At 63.9% G+C, this 15,482-nt stretch carries 15 protein-coding genes; 5 read left to right on the forward strand and 10 right to left on the reverse strand.

All coding sequences use genetic code 11. The annotated features are described in order from the left end of the window. Positions 1 to 278: 278 nt before the first annotated feature. Positions 279 to 764, reverse strand: a complete 486-nt coding sequence (locus tag ACMYR2_RS14875) for a MaoC family dehydratase (RefSeq protein WP_347265283.1) — start codon at positions 762 to 764, stop codon at positions 279 to 281. 4 nt (positions 765 to 768) lie between these two features. After that, a complete protein-coding gene (locus tag ACMYR2_RS14880; protein ID WP_416193235.1) occupies positions 769 to 1,230 on the reverse strand; it encodes a MaoC family dehydratase in 462 nt (153 codons plus the stop codon). A gap of 147 nt (positions 1,231 to 1,377) precedes the next feature. On the opposite strand from ACMYR2_RS14880, the gene ACMYR2_RS14885 reads away from it, so the two are divergent. Further along, the gene (locus ACMYR2_RS14885) at positions 1,378 to 1,674 is read left to right on the forward strand and encodes a DUF4282 domain-containing protein (RefSeq protein ID WP_347263884.1); all 297 of its coding nucleotides are present in this window, start codon (positions 1,378 to 1,380) and stop codon (positions 1,672 to 1,674) included. Positions 1,675 to 2,064: 390 nt separating this feature from the next. Here the strand turns inward: ACMYR2_RS14885 and ychF are convergent, their stop codons facing one another. The 3 genes from ychF to ACMYR2_RS14900 form a co-directional block, all read right to left on the reverse strand. Next, positions 2,065 to 3,162, reverse strand: coding sequence for a redox-regulated ATPase YchF (gene ychF, locus ACMYR2_RS14890; protein ID WP_347263885.1), 1,098 nt, complete (start codon positions 3,160 to 3,162; stop codon positions 2,065 to 2,067). A 144-nt stretch (positions 3,163 to 3,306) separates the two neighbouring features. Then, complete coding sequence (gene pth, locus ACMYR2_RS14895) at positions 3,307 to 3,912, reverse strand: aminoacyl-tRNA hydrolase (RefSeq protein ID WP_347263886.1); 606 nt, start codon at positions 3,910 to 3,912, stop codon at positions 3,307 to 3,309. 15 nt (positions 3,913 to 3,927) lie between these two features. Next, a complete protein-coding gene (locus ACMYR2_RS14900) occupies positions 3,928 to 4,620 on the reverse strand; it encodes a 50S ribosomal protein L25/general stress protein Ctc (RefSeq protein ID WP_347263887.1) in 693 nt (230 codons plus the stop codon). A 671-nt stretch (positions 4,621 to 5,291) separates the two neighbouring features. On the opposite strand from ACMYR2_RS14900, the gene ACMYR2_RS14905 reads away from it, so the two are divergent. The 3 genes from ACMYR2_RS14905 (at position 5,292) to ACMYR2_RS14915 (ending at position 8,340) form a co-directional block, all read left to right on the forward strand. Then, positions 5,292 to 5,792, forward strand: coding sequence for a YbjN domain-containing protein (locus ACMYR2_RS14905; RefSeq protein ID WP_347263888.1), 501 nt, complete (start codon positions 5,292 to 5,294; stop codon positions 5,790 to 5,792). Between the two features lie 96 nt (positions 5,793 to 5,888). Then, positions 5,889 to 6,719, forward strand: a complete 831-nt coding sequence (gene proC, locus ACMYR2_RS14910) for a pyrroline-5-carboxylate reductase (RefSeq protein ID WP_347263889.1) — start codon at positions 5,889 to 5,891, stop codon at positions 6,717 to 6,719. Positions 6,720 to 6,828: 109 nt separating this feature from the next. Continuing rightward, complete coding sequence (locus ACMYR2_RS14915) at positions 6,829 to 8,340, forward strand: aldehyde dehydrogenase family protein (RefSeq protein ID WP_347263890.1); 1,512 nt, start codon at positions 6,829 to 6,831, stop codon at positions 8,338 to 8,340. A 13-nt stretch (positions 8,341 to 8,353) separates the two neighbouring features. Here ACMYR2_RS14915 and rocD read toward each other — a convergent pair whose 3' ends face one another. From rocD to ACMYR2_RS14935, 4 genes are all read right to left on the reverse strand, one after another. Then, complete coding sequence (rocD, locus tag ACMYR2_RS14920) at positions 8,354 to 9,571, reverse strand: ornithine--oxo-acid transaminase (protein ID WP_416193236.1); 1,218 nt, start codon at positions 9,569 to 9,571, stop codon at positions 8,354 to 8,356. A 193-nt stretch (positions 9,572 to 9,764) separates the two neighbouring features. Next, positions 9,765 to 11,165, reverse strand: coding sequence for an ATP-binding protein (locus ACMYR2_RS14925; protein ID WP_347263892.1), 1,401 nt, complete (start codon positions 11,163 to 11,165; stop codon positions 9,765 to 9,767). Beyond that, a complete protein-coding gene (locus ACMYR2_RS14930) occupies positions 11,162 to 11,896 on the reverse strand; it encodes a response regulator transcription factor (protein ID WP_347263893.1) in 735 nt (244 codons plus the stop codon). The genes ACMYR2_RS14925 and ACMYR2_RS14930 overlap by 4 nt, the downstream gene beginning before the upstream one ends. Further along, entirely contained in the window at positions 11,893 to 12,402 is a 510-nt protein-coding gene (locus ACMYR2_RS14935) for a MarR family transcriptional regulator (RefSeq protein ID WP_347263907.1), read from the reverse strand. Before ACMYR2_RS14935 ends, ACMYR2_RS14930 begins: the two co-directional genes overlap by 4 nt. Positions 12,403 to 12,690: 288 nt before the next feature. On the opposite strand from ACMYR2_RS14935, the gene ACMYR2_RS14940 reads away from it, so the two are divergent. Further along, positions 12,691 to 13,803 carry a branched-chain amino acid aminotransferase gene (locus tag ACMYR2_RS14940; RefSeq protein ID WP_347263894.1) on the forward strand — a complete coding sequence of 371 codons (1,113 nt, stop codon included), beginning with the start codon at positions 12,691 to 12,693 and terminating at the stop codon, positions 13,801 to 13,803. A gap of 39 nt (positions 13,804 to 13,842) precedes the next feature. Here ACMYR2_RS14940 and ACMYR2_RS14945 read toward each other — a convergent pair whose 3' ends face one another. Further along, on the reverse strand, positions 13,843 to 15,315 hold the full coding sequence (locus ACMYR2_RS14945) for an MATE family efflux transporter (protein ID WP_347263895.1): 1,473 nt from the start codon (positions 15,313 to 15,315) through the stop codon (positions 13,843 to 13,845). Between the last annotated feature and the right edge of the window lie 167 nt (positions 15,316 to 15,482).

The raw sequence follows: 15,482 nt of genomic DNA on the forward strand, positions 1-15,482 counted from the left end.
AAAGAGTATCTTCGAGAGAGCGTTTTCCAGCGAAGCATGTCCCCGGCTTTGACCCGAGGAATGGATACCGTTTCGCATGACGAAAACGCGTCAGATCAAAATCCGTCAGATCAAAATCATGGAGCCCCGCTTCTGATCCCCATCTGAAACGGATGAAGGCTCCGAGGACTCGACAAGACCTTCCGGCGGTTCATAATCCCTTAAAGGAAGCCCGTTTTCGAGTAGAATCTTCCCAGACTACATCGATCGATCAGCCGATCGTGCAATCGGGCAACACCTCAATCCTGGGAAGGATGCCGGCGCGGCACGAAAACCGACCCCAGGAAGGAAAACACCAGTTCGCCGCGCTGGTTCGTACCGGTGTTGCGCACTTGCATGACACCCCATTCCGGACGAGAGCGGGAAGCCCTCAGCGACTCGACTTCGCTGGCATAGCTGACCGTATCGCCCGCCAGCACCGGTTTCAGCCAGCGCATGTCGCGAAATCCGGGCGAGGGTCCCCACATCCCCGGCTTTTCGCCGCGCGCGACCGCTTCCGCCGCCTCCCGCCGGCTGTCCGCGACCATCAGTTTCATCCAGACCGAAGCGACATGCCAGCCGGAAGCCGCCAGACCGCCGAACAGTGACTTGCGCCCTTCCTCCTCGTCGAGATGAAACGGCTGCGGGTCGAACTGCGACGCGAACGCCTTGATGCGTTCGCCGGTGAAGGTAAACGAACCGAGATCGCGGCGCAGCCCGACTTCCATGTCCTCGAAATAGCCCATGAGTTCAGTTCTGCGCCGCCCACCCCTCGCGGCGCCTGATCATGATCGGCGACACCGCTTCGAGCAAGACCTGGCCGGAAGCGTTGCGCATGCGCATCGCGAAGGTCACGATTCCCATTTCCGGACGGCTGCGCGACACCCGCGCCGCGGCGACATCGACGTCCAGCATCAGATCGTCGCCCGGCCGCAGCGGTAACAGCCAGCGGACTTCATCAACGCCGGGAGAACCGAGCGAGGCGGTCCGTCCGATATAGCCGTCGAACATCATGCGCATCATGAGCGAACACAGATGCCAGCCCGAACCCGCCAGCCCGCGCAGCATGGTGTGCTTCGCCACCGCCTCGTCGAGATGCATGGGCTGCGGATCGAATTCGGATGCGAATGCGATGATCTCGTCGCGGCTGACATGCCGCGGCCCGAAAGTGCCGAAACGGCCGAGCGAAAAATCTTCAAATGTCAGGGTCATGGCGCGGCCTGTTGAAGGACGCCCGATTGTGGCCGCTATTTGCAGCAATCTCAAGCCGTACATCAGCATGCCGCAACTCAGTCGCCCGACCATCTTTTAGGTCGAGGCCGGCCGGAACGACCACGCGACTCGCGAAGGGAACGGAAGATGTTTGAAGTCCGGGATCTGTTTCAGTGGGATCGCTTCATCACACCCACGATCATCAAGGTGTTCTATTGGCTGGTCATCGTGCTGATCGTGCTGTCCGGATTGTCCGGCATCTTCGCGGGCCTCTCCTCGATGGCCGTCAGCCCCTTCAGCGGCTTCATCACGATCCTTCTGAACGTCGCCGGCGTCCTCGTCGGCATCCTGTTCTCGCGGATCGCAGCCGAATCCATCCTGATCGTGTTTCGTATCAACGAACATCTCGGCGCTATCCGCGATCAGGGCGCGCCGCGGCCATAGAGCCTTTCCGCTTCTGATAGAATCAAAAGCGGGCTCTATGAATTTGATTTGACGCGTTTTCTTCACGCGAACCGGTATCCACTTCGCTCGAAAACGCTCTAGCTCACATCCTTAATTTATGATCGAGCATGATCTTATCCGAAAACCGGCTCCCACTTTGCGCTGGCGCGGCCCTTCGGGTCGGGATCATGGTCTATGGCGTTTTCGAGCGAAGTGGAATCCGCATGAAGGAAAAGCGTCAATGAGGATTATGGAGCCTTGCTTCTGATTCCATCAGAAGCAAAAGGGCTCCGGACTCCGGCTCGATTCCGTTGAATCATACCCGTCGCTTATCTTTTGTTTGAGCATGATCTTTTCCGAAAACCGGTTCCCACTTTTCGGGATCATGCTCTAGGTATTGAACCGGAAATGCATGACGTCGCCGTCGGCGACGACGTATTCCTTTCCCTCCAGCCGCAGCTTGCCGGCATCGCGCGCGCCGGCTTCGCCACCGAGCGCCGCGTAGTCGGCATAAGCGATGGTTTCGGCGCGAATGAAACCCTTCTCGAAGTCGGTGTGAATGACACCCGCCGCGGCAGGCGCCCTGGTGCCGCGGGTGATGGTCCAGGCTCGCGCCTCCTTCGGCCCGACCGTGAAATAGGTGATGAGATCGAGCAGCCGGTAGCCGGCGCGGATCAGCCGGTCGAGACCCGCTTCTTCCAGCCCCAGCGTCTCCAGGAAGTCGGCGCGCTCGTCGCGGGACAGCGTCGCGATCTCGGATTCGATCTTCGCGGAAATCACGACCGCGACCGCGCCTTCCTTCGCCGCATGGTCGAACACGGTCTGCGAGAAAGCGTTGCCGTTCGCCGCCGAGCTTTCCTCCACGTTGCAGACGTAGAGCACCGGCTTCGAGGTCAGGAGACCGAGCATGCGGAAGCTGCGCTCTTCTTCCGGCTTGCGCTCCATGCCGCGCGTCGGCTGGCCGTCGCGCAACAGCTTGAGCGCGCGCTCGACCAGATCAAGCTGCTCCCTGGCCTCCTTGTCGTTGCCCTTCGCCTTCTTCGAGAGGTTATCGACACGCTTCTCAAGGCTTTCGAGATCGGCCAGCATCAGCTCGGTCTCGATGGTCTCGATGTCCGCGAGCGGCGCGATCTTGCCCTCGACGTGGGTGATATCGGAATCCTCGAAACAGCGCACCACATGCGCGACCGCATCGACCTCGCGGATATTGGCAAGGAACTGGTTGCCGAGCCCCTCCCCCTTGGATGCGCCGCGCACCAGCCCCGCGATGTCAACGAATGTCAGTTGCGTCGGAATGATCTGCGCCGACTTGGCGATCTCCGCGAGCCTGCCGAGACGCGAATCCGGCACCGCAACGGCGCCGACATTGGGCTCGATGGTGCAGAACGGATAGTTCGCCGCCTGCGCCGCCGCCGTCTCCGTCAGCGCGTTGAAGAGGGTCGACTTGCCGACGTTGGGCAACCCGACGATACCGCATTTGAAACCCATTGCACCCTCAGTATCAGCGCTCGTTATGCCCGGCCTTGTGCCGGGCATCCACGTCTTCTTCCGAGTGCATCCAAGGCGTGGATGGCTGGGACAAGCCCGGCCATGACGGTGTGGCTACACTTTGATTCAGCTCAAAAAAGAGCGTTAGACCTGGCTATCATCGCCCTTGTCGGCAAACCCCTTCGCCTGCATCGCCAGATGCACCTTGTTCTGAAACGCCGAGTCTTTGGCGGCAACGAGCAGCGCCGCGTTTTCCGCAACGGTATCCACCAGCGCCTCGACCCAGGAGCGTTCGCTTCTGGCGAAGTCGTTCAGCACATGCGCGTGCACCAGCTCCTTGACGCCGGGGTGACCGACGCCAAGCCGGACACGGCGATAGTCGTTGCCAATATGCGCCGAGATCGATCGCAGGCCGTTGTGTCCGGCAATGCCGCCGCCGACCTTGACGCGAACCTTGGCCGGCGGGAGTTCGATCTCGTCGTGAAACACCACGACATCGCCTTCCTTCAGCTTGAAGAACTGTACGGCGTCCTGAACCGCGTTTCCGGAGTTGTTCATGTAGGTCGCCGGCTTGAGCAGGATGACGCGCTCGCGATCGAGCGTGCCTTCGGACGCTTCGCCCTGAAAGCGGCGGCGCCACGGTGCGAAACCGTGACGCCGCGCAATCTCGTCCACGACCATGAACCCGATATTGTGCCGATTCCCCTGGTACTTCGTGCCGGGATTTCCCAGTCCGACGAACAGGCGCATGATATCGGTTGTCGCTTACTTCTTCTTGTCGCCACCGCCCGCGGGCGCCTTCGCGCCGGCGGCCGCAGCAGCGGGAGCCGCACCCGCGGCGGGAGCCGCAGTGCCGGCCGCGGCGGCGGCAGCGGCCTTGAGTTCCTCCGCATAGCCTGACGGCGGCACGATGGTCACCAGCGTGACGTCTTCTCGAGCCAGCGGCTTCACGCCGGGCGGCAACTCAAGGTCGGACAGATGGAGCGAATGGCTGATTTCCAGCGCACCGACGTCGGCCTCGATGAATTGTGGAATGCCTTCAGCCGCGCACTCGACATCGATGGCGTGGGTCACGAGATTGACCGTGCCGCCGCGCTTCACGCCGGGCGCGACATCCGCCTTCAGCAGGCGAAGCGGAACGCTGACGCGGATGGTGGCGCCTTCGCCGAGCCGCATGAAGTCGACATGGATCGGAAAATCCTTGACCGGATCGAGATAGAAGTCGCGCGGAATCACGCGGTGCTTCTTGCCATCCAGATTGATGTCGAAGATCGTCGTCAGAAAACGGCCCGCCAGAATGCGCTGACGCAGTTCGGATTCTTCGACCGAGATCGGCTGCGGGGGCTGCTTGTTTCCGTAAATCACGGCCGGTACCCGGCCGGCGCGACGCTCTGCCCGGGCGGCCCCCTTGCCGCTCTTCGGACGCGCGGTCGCCTTTAATTCCATGACGGTCGCCATCGATTAGTCCTTGCTTTTCATAAAGTTAAAGGCCGCAATCGCGGCCCGTTACACGTCGCCGGCAAGCCTCCAGGGGTGCGGGGGCCGTGAGACGTGGCGGCGTTCTAGCCGTAAACCCGCGAAATAACAAGGAATTGGGCCGGAATTTTCGAAACCTCCGTCGGCCGCGTGACGTCGCGAAAACTTCGAAGCCGACATGAAAACATGATCCCGACCCGAAGGCCGCGCCAGCGCAAAGCGGAAACCGTTTTCGTGATTCATCGAGAACGAAGGACGTGGCTGTGTGGCATACCGGCTTCAGTTGCCGCCAAGGGATTCAGAAATCATCCGGCGACGGTAGCTTTGCGTCGATCATCGAACGATGCGGGACTCGCGGCAAGCGAGTCCCATCCGAAAGACTCGCACAACGCGAGTCCTGGTCCGTTTGTTCACGACGCGAACCGTCTTCCTCTTTCGATCAGTTGTGGACGACGCCCGCTTTGCCTGTGGACGGACTCCGAGCGGCGTTGCGCCGATTCCGCAAATCACATCACTTGATCCGCGCAGGACATCGTCCTCATCCGATCAGCGCGTTGCGATAGATCGTCTGAAAGATCGATGGCCGCCGCGTGCCAGCACCGGCCGTTCTATGCGTGCGTATCAACACAAGCAGAAGCAAGGATCGGGACGGCATGCCGCTGCTCGAAGGCGCTATCGATTCCAGGAACAACCCGCTGGCGGTGGTCGAGGACATCGCCGCCACCAACGATTGGGCGTTCGAGCGTTCCGGCGAAGACGAGATCACGATCGCCTCGAAGGGCGACTGGACCGACTATCAGCTCACCTTCACCTGGATGGGCGAGATCGACGCGCTGCATCTCGCCTGCGCCTTCGACATGAAAATTCCGGTCGCCCGGCGCAATGAGGCCCAGCGCGCGATCGCGGCGATCAATGAGCAATTGTGGATCGGCCATTTCGATATCTGGACCCATACGGGGACGATCATGTACCGCCACGCGCTTATCCTGCCGGAAGGGCTGACGGCGTCGAGCGCACAATGCGCGGAGATGCTGGCGAATGCGATCCACGCTTGCGAGCGCTATTATCCGGCGCTGCAGTTCGTGGTCTGGGCCGGAAAGTCCGCGCCCGAAGCGATGACCGCCGCGATGTTTGACACCGCGGGTGAGGCGTAGTCTCGCGCGCGATTGCCCTTCCGGCTTGACCCGGCCGGCCATGACGCGGATGTCAGCGATCGTGTAGTGTCTATCCGCCGAGCCCGGAATCTTGCCATGGTTGAATCACGAACTCCTCTCGCAAACATCTCCGGCACCGTCGTTCTCGCCGGCGCGGGCAAGATGGGCGGCGCGTTGCTGACAGGGTGGCTCGCGCGCGGACTGGATCCGAAACGCGTCGTCGTGATCGAGCCATATCCGTCCGACGACATCCGGACGCTCTCAGATCGCGGTATCCGGCTGAACCCCGAGGCGGAGGACATCGGCGACGCCGCGGCGCTGGTGATCGCGGTGAAGCCGCAGACGTTCGGCGATGCGGGCCCGGCGCTGCGGCCGCTGGTCGGGCGCTCGACCCTGGTGGTGTCGATCATGGCGGGCACGACGATCGCCAGGCTCGATACGGTTTGCGGCGGCGACATCGTCCGCGCGATGCCCAATACGCCGGCCGCGATCGGCCGCGGCATGACCGTGGCGGTCGCCGCGAAAGGCGTGAACGAGACGCAGCGCGCCATGGCCGATGCGCTGCTGCGTGCGACCGGGGCGGTGGAATGGATCGATGACGAAGCGCTGATGGACGCCGTCACGGCCGTCTCGGGATCCGGACCCGCTTACGTCTTCCTGCTCGCCGAGGAGCTGGCGCGCGCAGGAGTCAGCGCGGGCCTGCCCGCCGATCTCGCTGCAAAACTGGCCCGCGAGACCGTGGCGGGATCAGGCGAACTGCTGCATCGATCCGATCTCGACGCCGCGACATTGCGCCGGAACGTCACCTCGCCCGGCGGCACCACCGCCGCGGCGCTCGACATATTGATGGGCACGCAGGGCATGAAAGACTTGATGACGCGGGCGGTCGCCGCCGCGGCAAAGCGATCGCAGGAACTGGCGAAGTAGCTTCTCTCCGCGGCGTATCGCGGGAACGCTCATCCGGCTTGAAGAATTGTCGTGACATGCCGCAACATGAGGCGGCAGTCATCGACCATTCGACGAAAGAAAATCCGCCGTGCTCGCCAGCGAAATTTCATCCCTGCTCGATCATCTCGGGGTTTCAGCCGATCATCGGACCGGCGCGCGCGCCGTGCGCTCGCCTCTGACCGGCGAGACCATCGCGCACGTCCAGGATGCAAGCCCCCAGCATGCGACCGAAACCATCGCGCAGGCTGAAGCGGCGTTCCGGCGATGGCGCGAGGCGCCTCCGCCACGGCGCGGCGAACTGGTTCGCCTGCTCGGTCAAGAGTTGCGCGCCACCCGGGATGCGCTGGGCCGCCTGGTCACCATCGAAGCCGGCAAGATCGTCCCGGAAGGCCGTGGCGAGGTGCAGGAGATGATCGACATCTGCGACTTCGCGGTCGGGCTGTCGCGACAGCTTTACGGCCTCACCATCGCCAGCGAGCGGCCCCATCACCGCATGATGGAGCAATGGCATCCGCTCGGCCCGACCGGCATCGTCACCTCGTTCAATTTTCCCGTCGCGGTGTGGTCGTGGAATGCGGCGCTGGCGCTGGTCTGCGGCAATCCGGTGATCTGGAAGCCGTCGGAGAAAACCCCGCTGACGGCGCTGGCGGTGCAGGCGCTGTTCGAACGCGCCGCCGCCAAGACGGGCAACGTCCCCGAGGGGCTTTCCACCGTGCTGATCGGCGGGCACGATGTCGGCGAAGCGCTGGTCAACGATCCGCGGGTGCCGCTGGTTTCCGCGACCGGATCGACCGCAATGGGCCGCGAGGTCGGAACGCAACTCGCGCGGCGGTTCGCACGCAGCATCCTCGAACTCGGCGGCAACAATGGTTCGATCGTCTGCCCCTCGGCGAACCTCGATCTGGCGCTGCGAGCCATCGCCTTCGCCGCTATCGGCACCGCCGGCCAGCGTTGCACCACGCTGCGGCGGTTGTTCGTTCATGACAGCATCCACGACGCATTCGTGGCGAAGCTCAAAGGCATCTATGCCTCGGTGCGGATCGGCGACCCGCTTACGAGCGACGATGTTCTGGTGGGTCCGCTAATCGACGCCGCCGCCTTCGAGACCATGCAGCGCGCGCTCGAGGAAGCGCGAGCGCACGGCGCGCGGGTGCATGGCGGCGAACGTGTCGATGAGCGGCGGTTTCCGGACGCTTATTACGTCCGGCCGGCGCTGGTGGAGATGCCGGCGCAGACCGGCCCCGTGCTGCAAGAGACCTTCGCGCCGATTTTATATGTCATGAAATATACCGACCTCGATGCGGCGATAGCGCAGCACAACGCGGTCGCTCACGGTCTGTCGTCCTCGATCTTCTCGACCGACATGCGCGAGGTGGAGAGGTTCCTCTCAGCGACCGGCTCTGATTGCGGCATCGTCAATGCGAACATCGGACCCTCCGGCGCCGAGATCGGCGGCGCGTTCGGCGGCGAAAAGGAAACCGGCGGCGGCCGCGAAGCCGGCTCCGACTCCTGGAAAGCCTATATGCGCCGCGTCACCAGCACCGTGAACTATGGTGACGATCTTCCGCTCGCCCAGGGCGTCCGCTTCGACATCAATTGAGATGGAGTTCAGGTCAGGGATGAGCGTCGGCGCGCGCGAGTTCGTCCAGCACTTCGGCGACCCGGTCCGTGACCCAGTCGATCTGGGCTTCCTCGATAATCAGCGGCGGCGCAAACCGAATGGTGTTGCGGTGAGTGTCCTTGGTCAGCACGCCCGCCTGCAACAGCTTTGTCGCTACCGTGGCGGCGCTGGCCGAATCGCGATCCAGTTCGACGCCGGCGAACAACCCGCGACCTCGCACTTCGCGGATGACGGGATTTTCGATCGCGCGGAGCCGCGCGAGTAGATGCGCGCCAAGGCGGGCGGATCGTTCGACCAGTCCTTCCTCGATCAGCATATCAAGCGCGGCGAGTCCGACCGCGGCCGCGATCGGATTACCGCCGAAGGTGCTGCCATGGTCGCCGGGACTGAACACCTGCATCACCTCGCGCCGCGCCAGGAACAGCGACACTGGCAGAAGTCCGCCGCCCAACGCCTTCCCCAGCGTCACCGCGTCCGGCGTCACGCCGTCGTGCTGGCAGGCCAGCAGCTTCCCGGTGCGGCCGAGACCGGACTGGATCTCGTCGCAGATCAGCAGGACATCGTGCTCCCGGCAAACTCGCGCGACCTCGGCGAGGTATCCCTGCGGCGGCACGATGATGCCGCCCTCGCCCTGGATCGGCTCGACCAGGAAAGCGGCGGTGTTCGGCGTGATCGCGGCCCGAAGCGCCGCCGCGTCGCCGAACGGCACCGACCTGAAACCCGGCGGAAACGGCCCGAAGCCGTCGCGATACTGCGCCACTGACGAGAAGCCGACGATGGCGATGGTGCGGCCGTGAAAATTGCCGTCACACACGATGATCTCGGCGCGGCCGTCCGGCACGCCCTTGACCTTGTAGGCCCATTTGCGCGCGGCTTTCAGCGCCGTCTCGACAGCCTCGGCGCCGCTGTTCATCGGCAGCGCCAGGTCCATCCCGGTCAGAGCGCAGGCGCGGGCGAGAAAGGCTCCGAGACGATCGTTGAAATAAGCGCGCGAAACCGTGTCCAGTTGCCGTGCCTGGTCCGTGAGCGCCCGCACCAGTCGGGGATGGGAATGTCCGAAGCTCGCCGCCGAATAAGCGCCCATCATATCGACATAGGGTCGCCCGCGGTCGTCCCAGAGGTAGACGCCCTGGCCACGCACGATCGTGACCGGCAGCGGCGCATAGTTCGTGGCGCCGTAACGCATTTCCAGATGAACCGAGCCGTCCATGTCCACCCGCTCCCTCCGTTCGCGTGTGTACCGCAACAAGCCTTCCCTTCATGTGGGGGCTCAGGAAGGGGAGCGCCAGACATGACCCGGCCCGAATGGCCGCACCGGCGCAAAACGGACACCGTTTTCCGACAGGATCGGCCTCGATCAAGGCGACTCGAGCCGATGGCCTCCACGCGATAGGACGGCTGCGTTACACCGGCACCCGCACGGTCGCGCGCAGGCCACCCATCGGACTGTCACCGAGCGTAATGTCGCCGCCGTGAGAGCGCGCGATGTCCCGCGCGATGGCGAGGCCGAGACCGGAGCCGCCCTCGTCCTGATTGCGCGCGCTGTCGAGCCGCACGAACGGCTTGAAGACTTCCTCGCGCATGTCCTGCGGAATGCCCTGGCCGTCATCGTCGACCATGACGGTGAGCCATCGATGATCGCGATGACCGATGATGGCGATGGTGTCGGCATATCGCGCCGCGTTCGACACCAGATTGCCGAGGCAGCGCTTGAACGCCGCCGGCTTGACGGTGGCGACGGGGAGCCCGTTGAACATCGCCGTCGCGGCGTGACCGTTGCGTTCGGCATCGCTGCGCAATTCCTCGAGCGCGGCGGCCATGTCGGTCGGCTGCGCCTGCTCGCCGCTGTCGCCGCGGGCGAAGGCGAGATAGGCCTCGAGCATCCCATGCATCTCGTCGACATCCTTGCGCATGCCGTCGACATCAGGACTGTCGCCGATCAGCGCCAGCTCCAGCTTGAACCGGGTCAGGATGGTGCGCAGGTCATGCGATACGCCGGCCAGCATCGCGGTGCGCTGCTCGATGCTGCGCTCGATGCGCATCTTCATCTCGATGAACGCCTGCGCCGCGCGGCGGACCTCACGGGCGCCGCGCGGACGGAAGTTCGACGCCTCGCGGCCCTTGCCGAAGCTCTCGGCGGCGTCCGCCAGCCGCAGGATCGGCTTGATCTGGTTGCGCAGGAAAAGCACCGCGACGAACAGCAGGATCGAAGACGTGCCGAGCATCCAGAAAATGAAAATCTCCGAGTTCGAGGCATAGGCGGCGCTGCGCTGCGCGAACACCCGCATCACGGCGTCATCGAGCTGGATCCGGATCTCCACCAGATTGGAGCGGCCGACCGTATCGATCCAGAACGGCTTGCCGATCTGCCTGCTGATCTGCACCGACAGCGACTGGTCGAGCAGGGAAAAAAACGGTTTCGGCCCCGGCGGCGGCATATCGCCCGGAGGCAGGAAATCGACCACCAGTCCGAGCCGCTGCTGCGCGATGCCCCGGATCGTCGTGCGGTCCTTATCCTGCGGGTAGTCCTTATAGACATCGATCAGCGCGGCGACGTCCTGCACCACCGCCGTCGACAGCCGCCGCGTCACCGTGTTCCAGTGGCGCTCCATGAACACGAAGGCCACCACCGATTGCAGCACCACCATGGGAACGATCATGATCAGCAGCGCACGAGCATAGAGGCCCTTGGGCATCCACTTGTTGAACGCGTGCCCGATCCGGCTGTTGGCGACCAGCACACGCCGCAACGCCGTGCGGATCAGCGTCAGACCGGCATCGAGCGTGGCCGTGATCGAGGTCAAGGGGCCGCGACCAGACGATAGCCCACTCCACGCACCGCCTGGAGGAATAGCGGATTGGCGGGATCGCGCTCGATCTTCCGCCGCAACCGGTTGATCTGAACATCGACGGCGCGCTCGTTGACGGTGCCGCCGCCGTTGAGGTCGCCGCGACGAACCGTCTCGCCCGGGGTGGCCGCAAGCACACGCAGCATTTCACGCTCGCGATCGGTGAGATGAATGACATCGTCGCCCTGCCGCAGCTCGCCGCGCTCCAGATGATAGACATACGGCCCGAACGCGATCGACTCGCTTTGCAACGCCGGCAGCGGCATCGTGCGCTTGAGGATATTTCCGATCCGCAACACCAGTTCGCGCGGCTCGAACGGCTTGGCGAGATAGTCGTCGGCGCCGATCTGCAAACCCTCGATGCGGTTCTCGGCCTCGTGCAGGGCCGTCAGCATGATGATCGGCACCGGAGACGAGGCCCGGACGGACCGGGCGAGATCGAAGCCGGTTTCGCCGGGCATCATGACGTCCAGGATCAACAGGTCGAAATACAGACCAAGCAGTTTCGAGCGGGCGGCCTGGGCGCTCATGGCGGTGGTGACGCGGTAACCCTCCCCCGCCAGAAAGCGCGACAGCAGATCACGGATGCGCCGGTCGTCGTCGACCAGCAGCAGGTGCGGCGCGTCGTCGGCCAGCTTCACCCGCGCCCGCGCAACCCCTGCCGTTTGCGTTTGCATTACCGTCATGCCTTCACCATTTTGCCGTCGGCCCGCAGGATCGCCTCCAGCACCTTGTCGGGATCATCGTGATCGATCATCCCGAGCAGAAATTGACGCACCACCCCGGCGTCGGATGCGTCGAGGCTTCGCAGCGCGCGTTTGATGCGATCGGTCTGAAGGCCGGCGAGCTGCGCTACCAGCGCCTCGCCTTTCGGGGTGGCGAAAAGAAGGCGCTGACGGCGGTCGGCGTCCCCGGCCTTCTGCACGATATAGCCTTCGTCGAGGAGCTGCTTCAGCACCCGCCCCAGCGATTGCTTGGTGATCCGCAGCACGTCGAGCAGATCGGCGACGGTGAGCCCGGGGTATCGGTGGACGAAATGCATGACGCGATGATGGGCGCGGCCGAATCCGAATTCCTCAAGCACATGATCGGGATCGCCGACGAAATCGCGATAGGCGAAGAACAGCAGTTCGATGATGTCCCAGCGCGTCTCCTCTGATCGCCCGCCCGGCGCTTCCGAGCCGCCAGCCATCATGGCGACAGACCTTGCCGGAAAATTTATGTCAGCATTATTGCCATATTTTGATTTCAATGTTACAACCCGGCTACCAACTACGAAACATTATATCGCGCCCACGAATCACGGATGCGGTCTAATCGAACAGCGAGGCCAACGGCCATTCACTTCTGGTGCCGATGTGATTGCCGAGCGGCATTTCGGCCAACATACTGGACTTCGCGCCATCCGCCAGAGCGGAAACCGGCCTTTCGAGCGGCGGTAACGACCCGGAACGAAGACCGTTTCAAGCTGGAGAACACCATGAGAGCTTCGTTCGAAAAAATCGATGGCGCAACGTCGCTGACATTCGACGTTCAACCGGCGGCCGAACCGACGCAGGCGAGCGTGCGCGCCGAAAAGCTCGCGAATCCAGGTTTCGGCCGGGTGTTCACCGATCACATGGCCGTGGTGAACTACGATCAGGCGAAGGGCTGGCACGGCGCGAGGGTCGCCTCGCGCGCCAGCTTCCCGCTCGATCCGGCGACCGCCGTCCTGCACTATGCGCAGGAGATTTTCGAAGGTCTCAAGGCGTACAAGCGTGACGACGGCGGCGTCAACCTGTTCCGGCCCGACGCCAATGCGAGGCGCTTCCGCAGTTCGGCCGAGCGCATGGCGATGGCGCCGCTGCCCGAAACCGTTTTCATCGAGGCCATCGAACAACTCGTGCGCATCGACCAGGACTGGATTCCGGGCGGCGAAGGCAGCCTCTACCTTCGGCCTTTCATGATCGCGAACGAGGTCTTCCTCGGCGTCAAGCCGTCCGCCGCGTACATCTTCGCCGTCATCGCCTCGCCGGTCGGCTCCTATTTCAAGGGCGGTCCCGCGCCCATCTCGATCTGGGTTTCCGAAAACTACACGCGCGCGGCGATCGGCGGCACAGGCGCCGTCAAGTGCGGCGGAAACTATGCAGCCAGCCTGCGCGCGCAGGCCGAGGCGATCGACCGCGGCTGCGATCAGGTGGTTTTCCTGGATGCGATCGAACGGCGCTACGTCGAGGAGCTTGGCGGCATGAACGTGTTCTTCGTTTTCGATGACGGTTCGCTCTCGACGCCGCCGCTGGGGACCATCCTGCCGGGCATCACGCGCGACTCCATCATCACGCTCGCAAGGGACTCCGGCACGCCTGTGCGCGAAGAGCCCTATACGATCGACCAGTGGCGCAGCGACGCCGCCAGCGGCAAACTCCGGGAAGCCTTCGCATGCGGCACCGCCGCCGTCATCTCGCCGATCGGCAAGGTGTGTTCGGCGCACGGCGACTTCACCATCAATGGCGGCGCGGCGGGCCCCGTCGCGATGGGCTTTCGCAAGAAGCTGGTCGATATCCAGTACGGCCGCGCGACCGACCCGCACAGGTGGACCCGCAAGGTGCTGTGACCGGCGTGAATTCGCCGCGCAACGAAAGCCGTCATGCCGTCACTCCGACGACTGGATCACCCTCTTGCGCGGAAGAAGATCGTTCGTCTCCGGGTCAGGTTCGCGGCGCCGCATCTCCTTCATCGGCACGAGGCCGAGCCGTTCACGCCTGATCCAGCGCGACATCATCAGGATGGCCACGGCCGCGAGGCCCGACGCCAGGCCGATCCAGATGCCGGTGCCCTCGAACCCGAGCTTGAAGGCAAACAGCAGGCTCAACGACATGCCGAAGCCCCAATAGCCGAGGCCCGCATAGATCATCGGCACACGGGTATCCTGCAAGCCGCGCAGCATGCCGGCGCCGACAACCTGCGCGCCGTCGGCGATCTGAAACACCGCCGCGCAGGTGAGGAACGACACCGCCAGCCCGATCACCTCGGCGTTCGCCGCATCGTTGATGTCGACGAATGCGCTGATGAACCATCGTGGCGCTGAAATCATCAACACGCTGGTCGCGGCCATGAAGGAAATCGCCAGTGTAAACGACACCCATCCCGCGCGGGTAATTCCATCGACATCTTCCGCGCCGTAGGCGCGACCGACGCGCACCGTCGCCGCCTGCGCCAATCCCATCGGCACCATGAAGGACACCGACGCGATCTGAATCGCGATGGCGTGAGCCGCGATCGAGGCCGTGCCGAACTGTCCCATCAGGAACACCGCGGCGTTGAACACCGTGATCTCGAACGCGAGAGTCGCGCCGATCGGCAGACCGACGCGCCACAGCGCGAGAAAACGCGGCCAATCGGCGCGCCACCAGTTGCCGAACAGATGATAGCGGCGGAAGCCGCGGCCAAGACTCGCGACCAGCGCCACCCCAGCGAACAGGAATGCGTTCGACAACGTCGTCGCGATGCCGGACCCCAGCAGACCGAGCGGCGGCAGACCGAGATGGCCGAACACAAGCGCCCAGTTGGCGACGATATTGAACAGGATCGCGATCGCGGTCACCATCATCGCCGACAGCGGACGCTCCAGCGCGGCGAAGAACGAGCGCAGCACGATGAAGCCGAGCGTCGGCAGCATGCCCCACTGCAACGCGCGTACGAACACCTGGGCGTCGGCGGCAAGCCGCGGCTCCTGATGAAACAAAAGCAGGATCACTTCGGTGTGCCAGAGCAGCAGCCAGCTCGGCGCCGCAATCAGAATCGACGCCCACATCCCCTGCCGGAACGTCCGCCGCACCTCGCGCACCGTATGCAGCTTGCGCCCAAACGCTTCGGCCATCATCGGCGACGCCGCCGTGACGACGCCGATGCCGAAAATCAGGATCGCGAAGTACAGATTGACGCCAAGGGTTCCGGCCGCCAGCGCGGAAGGGCCAACCCGGCCCAACACGATCACGTCGGTGGTGGTCAGCGCGATTTGCGCCACATTGGTGAGGACCAAAGGCCAGCCGAGCGCCAGCGTCACCCGGAATTCTCCGAGCCAGGCGTCGCGCGAAGAGGCGCTGTGGCGGGCGTCAGGCAGCATGGCGCGGTCCGGCGGTCGGCACAAAATGGCTGGGGCGAGAGCCGGACGATAATCGCGCGCGCTCTCCATGCCCCGTTCATCGAACCGCGCTTATAGCGAATTCGGCGGAATCCGATACGGGTTCGCGAAAGACGCCGGATCGCCGCGCATCATCTCGCGCGGGCCAT

The sequence above is a fragment of the Nitrobacter sp. TKz-YC01 genome (assembly GCF_047824785.1).
Taxonomy (GTDB): domain Bacteria; phylum Pseudomonadota; class Alphaproteobacteria; order Rhizobiales; family Xanthobacteraceae; genus Nitrobacter.

Coding starts and splice junctions, on each gene's coding strand:
- ACMYR2_RS14905 (WP_347263888.1), top strand. CDS start 5,292: ATGCCGCTGCTCGAAGGCGCTATCGATTCCAGGAACAACCCGCTGGCG.
- rocD (WP_416193236.1), bottom strand. CDS start 9,571: ATGGACGGCTCGGTTCATCTGGAAATGCGTTACGGCGCCACGAACTAT.
- ychF (WP_347263885.1), bottom strand. CDS start 3,162: ATGGGTTTCAAATGCGGTATCGTCGGGTTGCCCAACGTCGGCAAGTCG.
- ACMYR2_RS14885 (WP_347263884.1), top strand. CDS start 1,378: ATGTTTGAAGTCCGGGATCTGTTTCAGTGGGATCGCTTCATCACACCC.
- ACMYR2_RS14930 (WP_347263893.1), bottom strand. CDS start 11,896: ATGACGGTAATGCAAACGCAAACGGCAGGGGTTGCGCGGGCGCGGGTG.
- ACMYR2_RS14940 (WP_347263894.1), top strand. CDS start 12,691: ATGAGAGCTTCGTTCGAAAAAATCGATGGCGCAACGTCGCTGACATTC.
- pth (WP_347263886.1), bottom strand. CDS start 3,912: ATGCGCCTGTTCGTCGGACTGGGAAATCCCGGCACGAAGTACCAGGGG.
- ACMYR2_RS14880 (WP_416193235.1), bottom strand. CDS start 1,230: ATGACCCTGACATTTGAAGATTTTTCGCTCGGCCGTTTCGGCACTTTC.
- proC (WP_347263889.1), top strand. CDS start 5,889: ATGGTTGAATCACGAACTCCTCTCGCAAACATCTCCGGCACCGTCGTT.
- ACMYR2_RS14945 (WP_347263895.1), bottom strand. CDS start 15,315: ATGCTGCCTGACGCCCGCCACAGCGCCTCTTCGCGCGACGCCTGGCTC.
- ACMYR2_RS14900 (WP_347263887.1), bottom strand. CDS start 4,620: ATGGCGACCGTCATGGAATTAAAGGCGACCGCGCGTCCGAAGAGCGGC.
- ACMYR2_RS14935 (WP_347263907.1), bottom strand. CDS start 12,402: ATGGCTGGCGGCTCGGAAGCGCCGGGCGGGCGATCAGAGGAGACGCGC.
- ACMYR2_RS14875 (WP_347265283.1), bottom strand. CDS start 764: ATGGGCTATTTCGAGGACATGGAAGTCGGGCTGCGCCGCGATCTCGGT.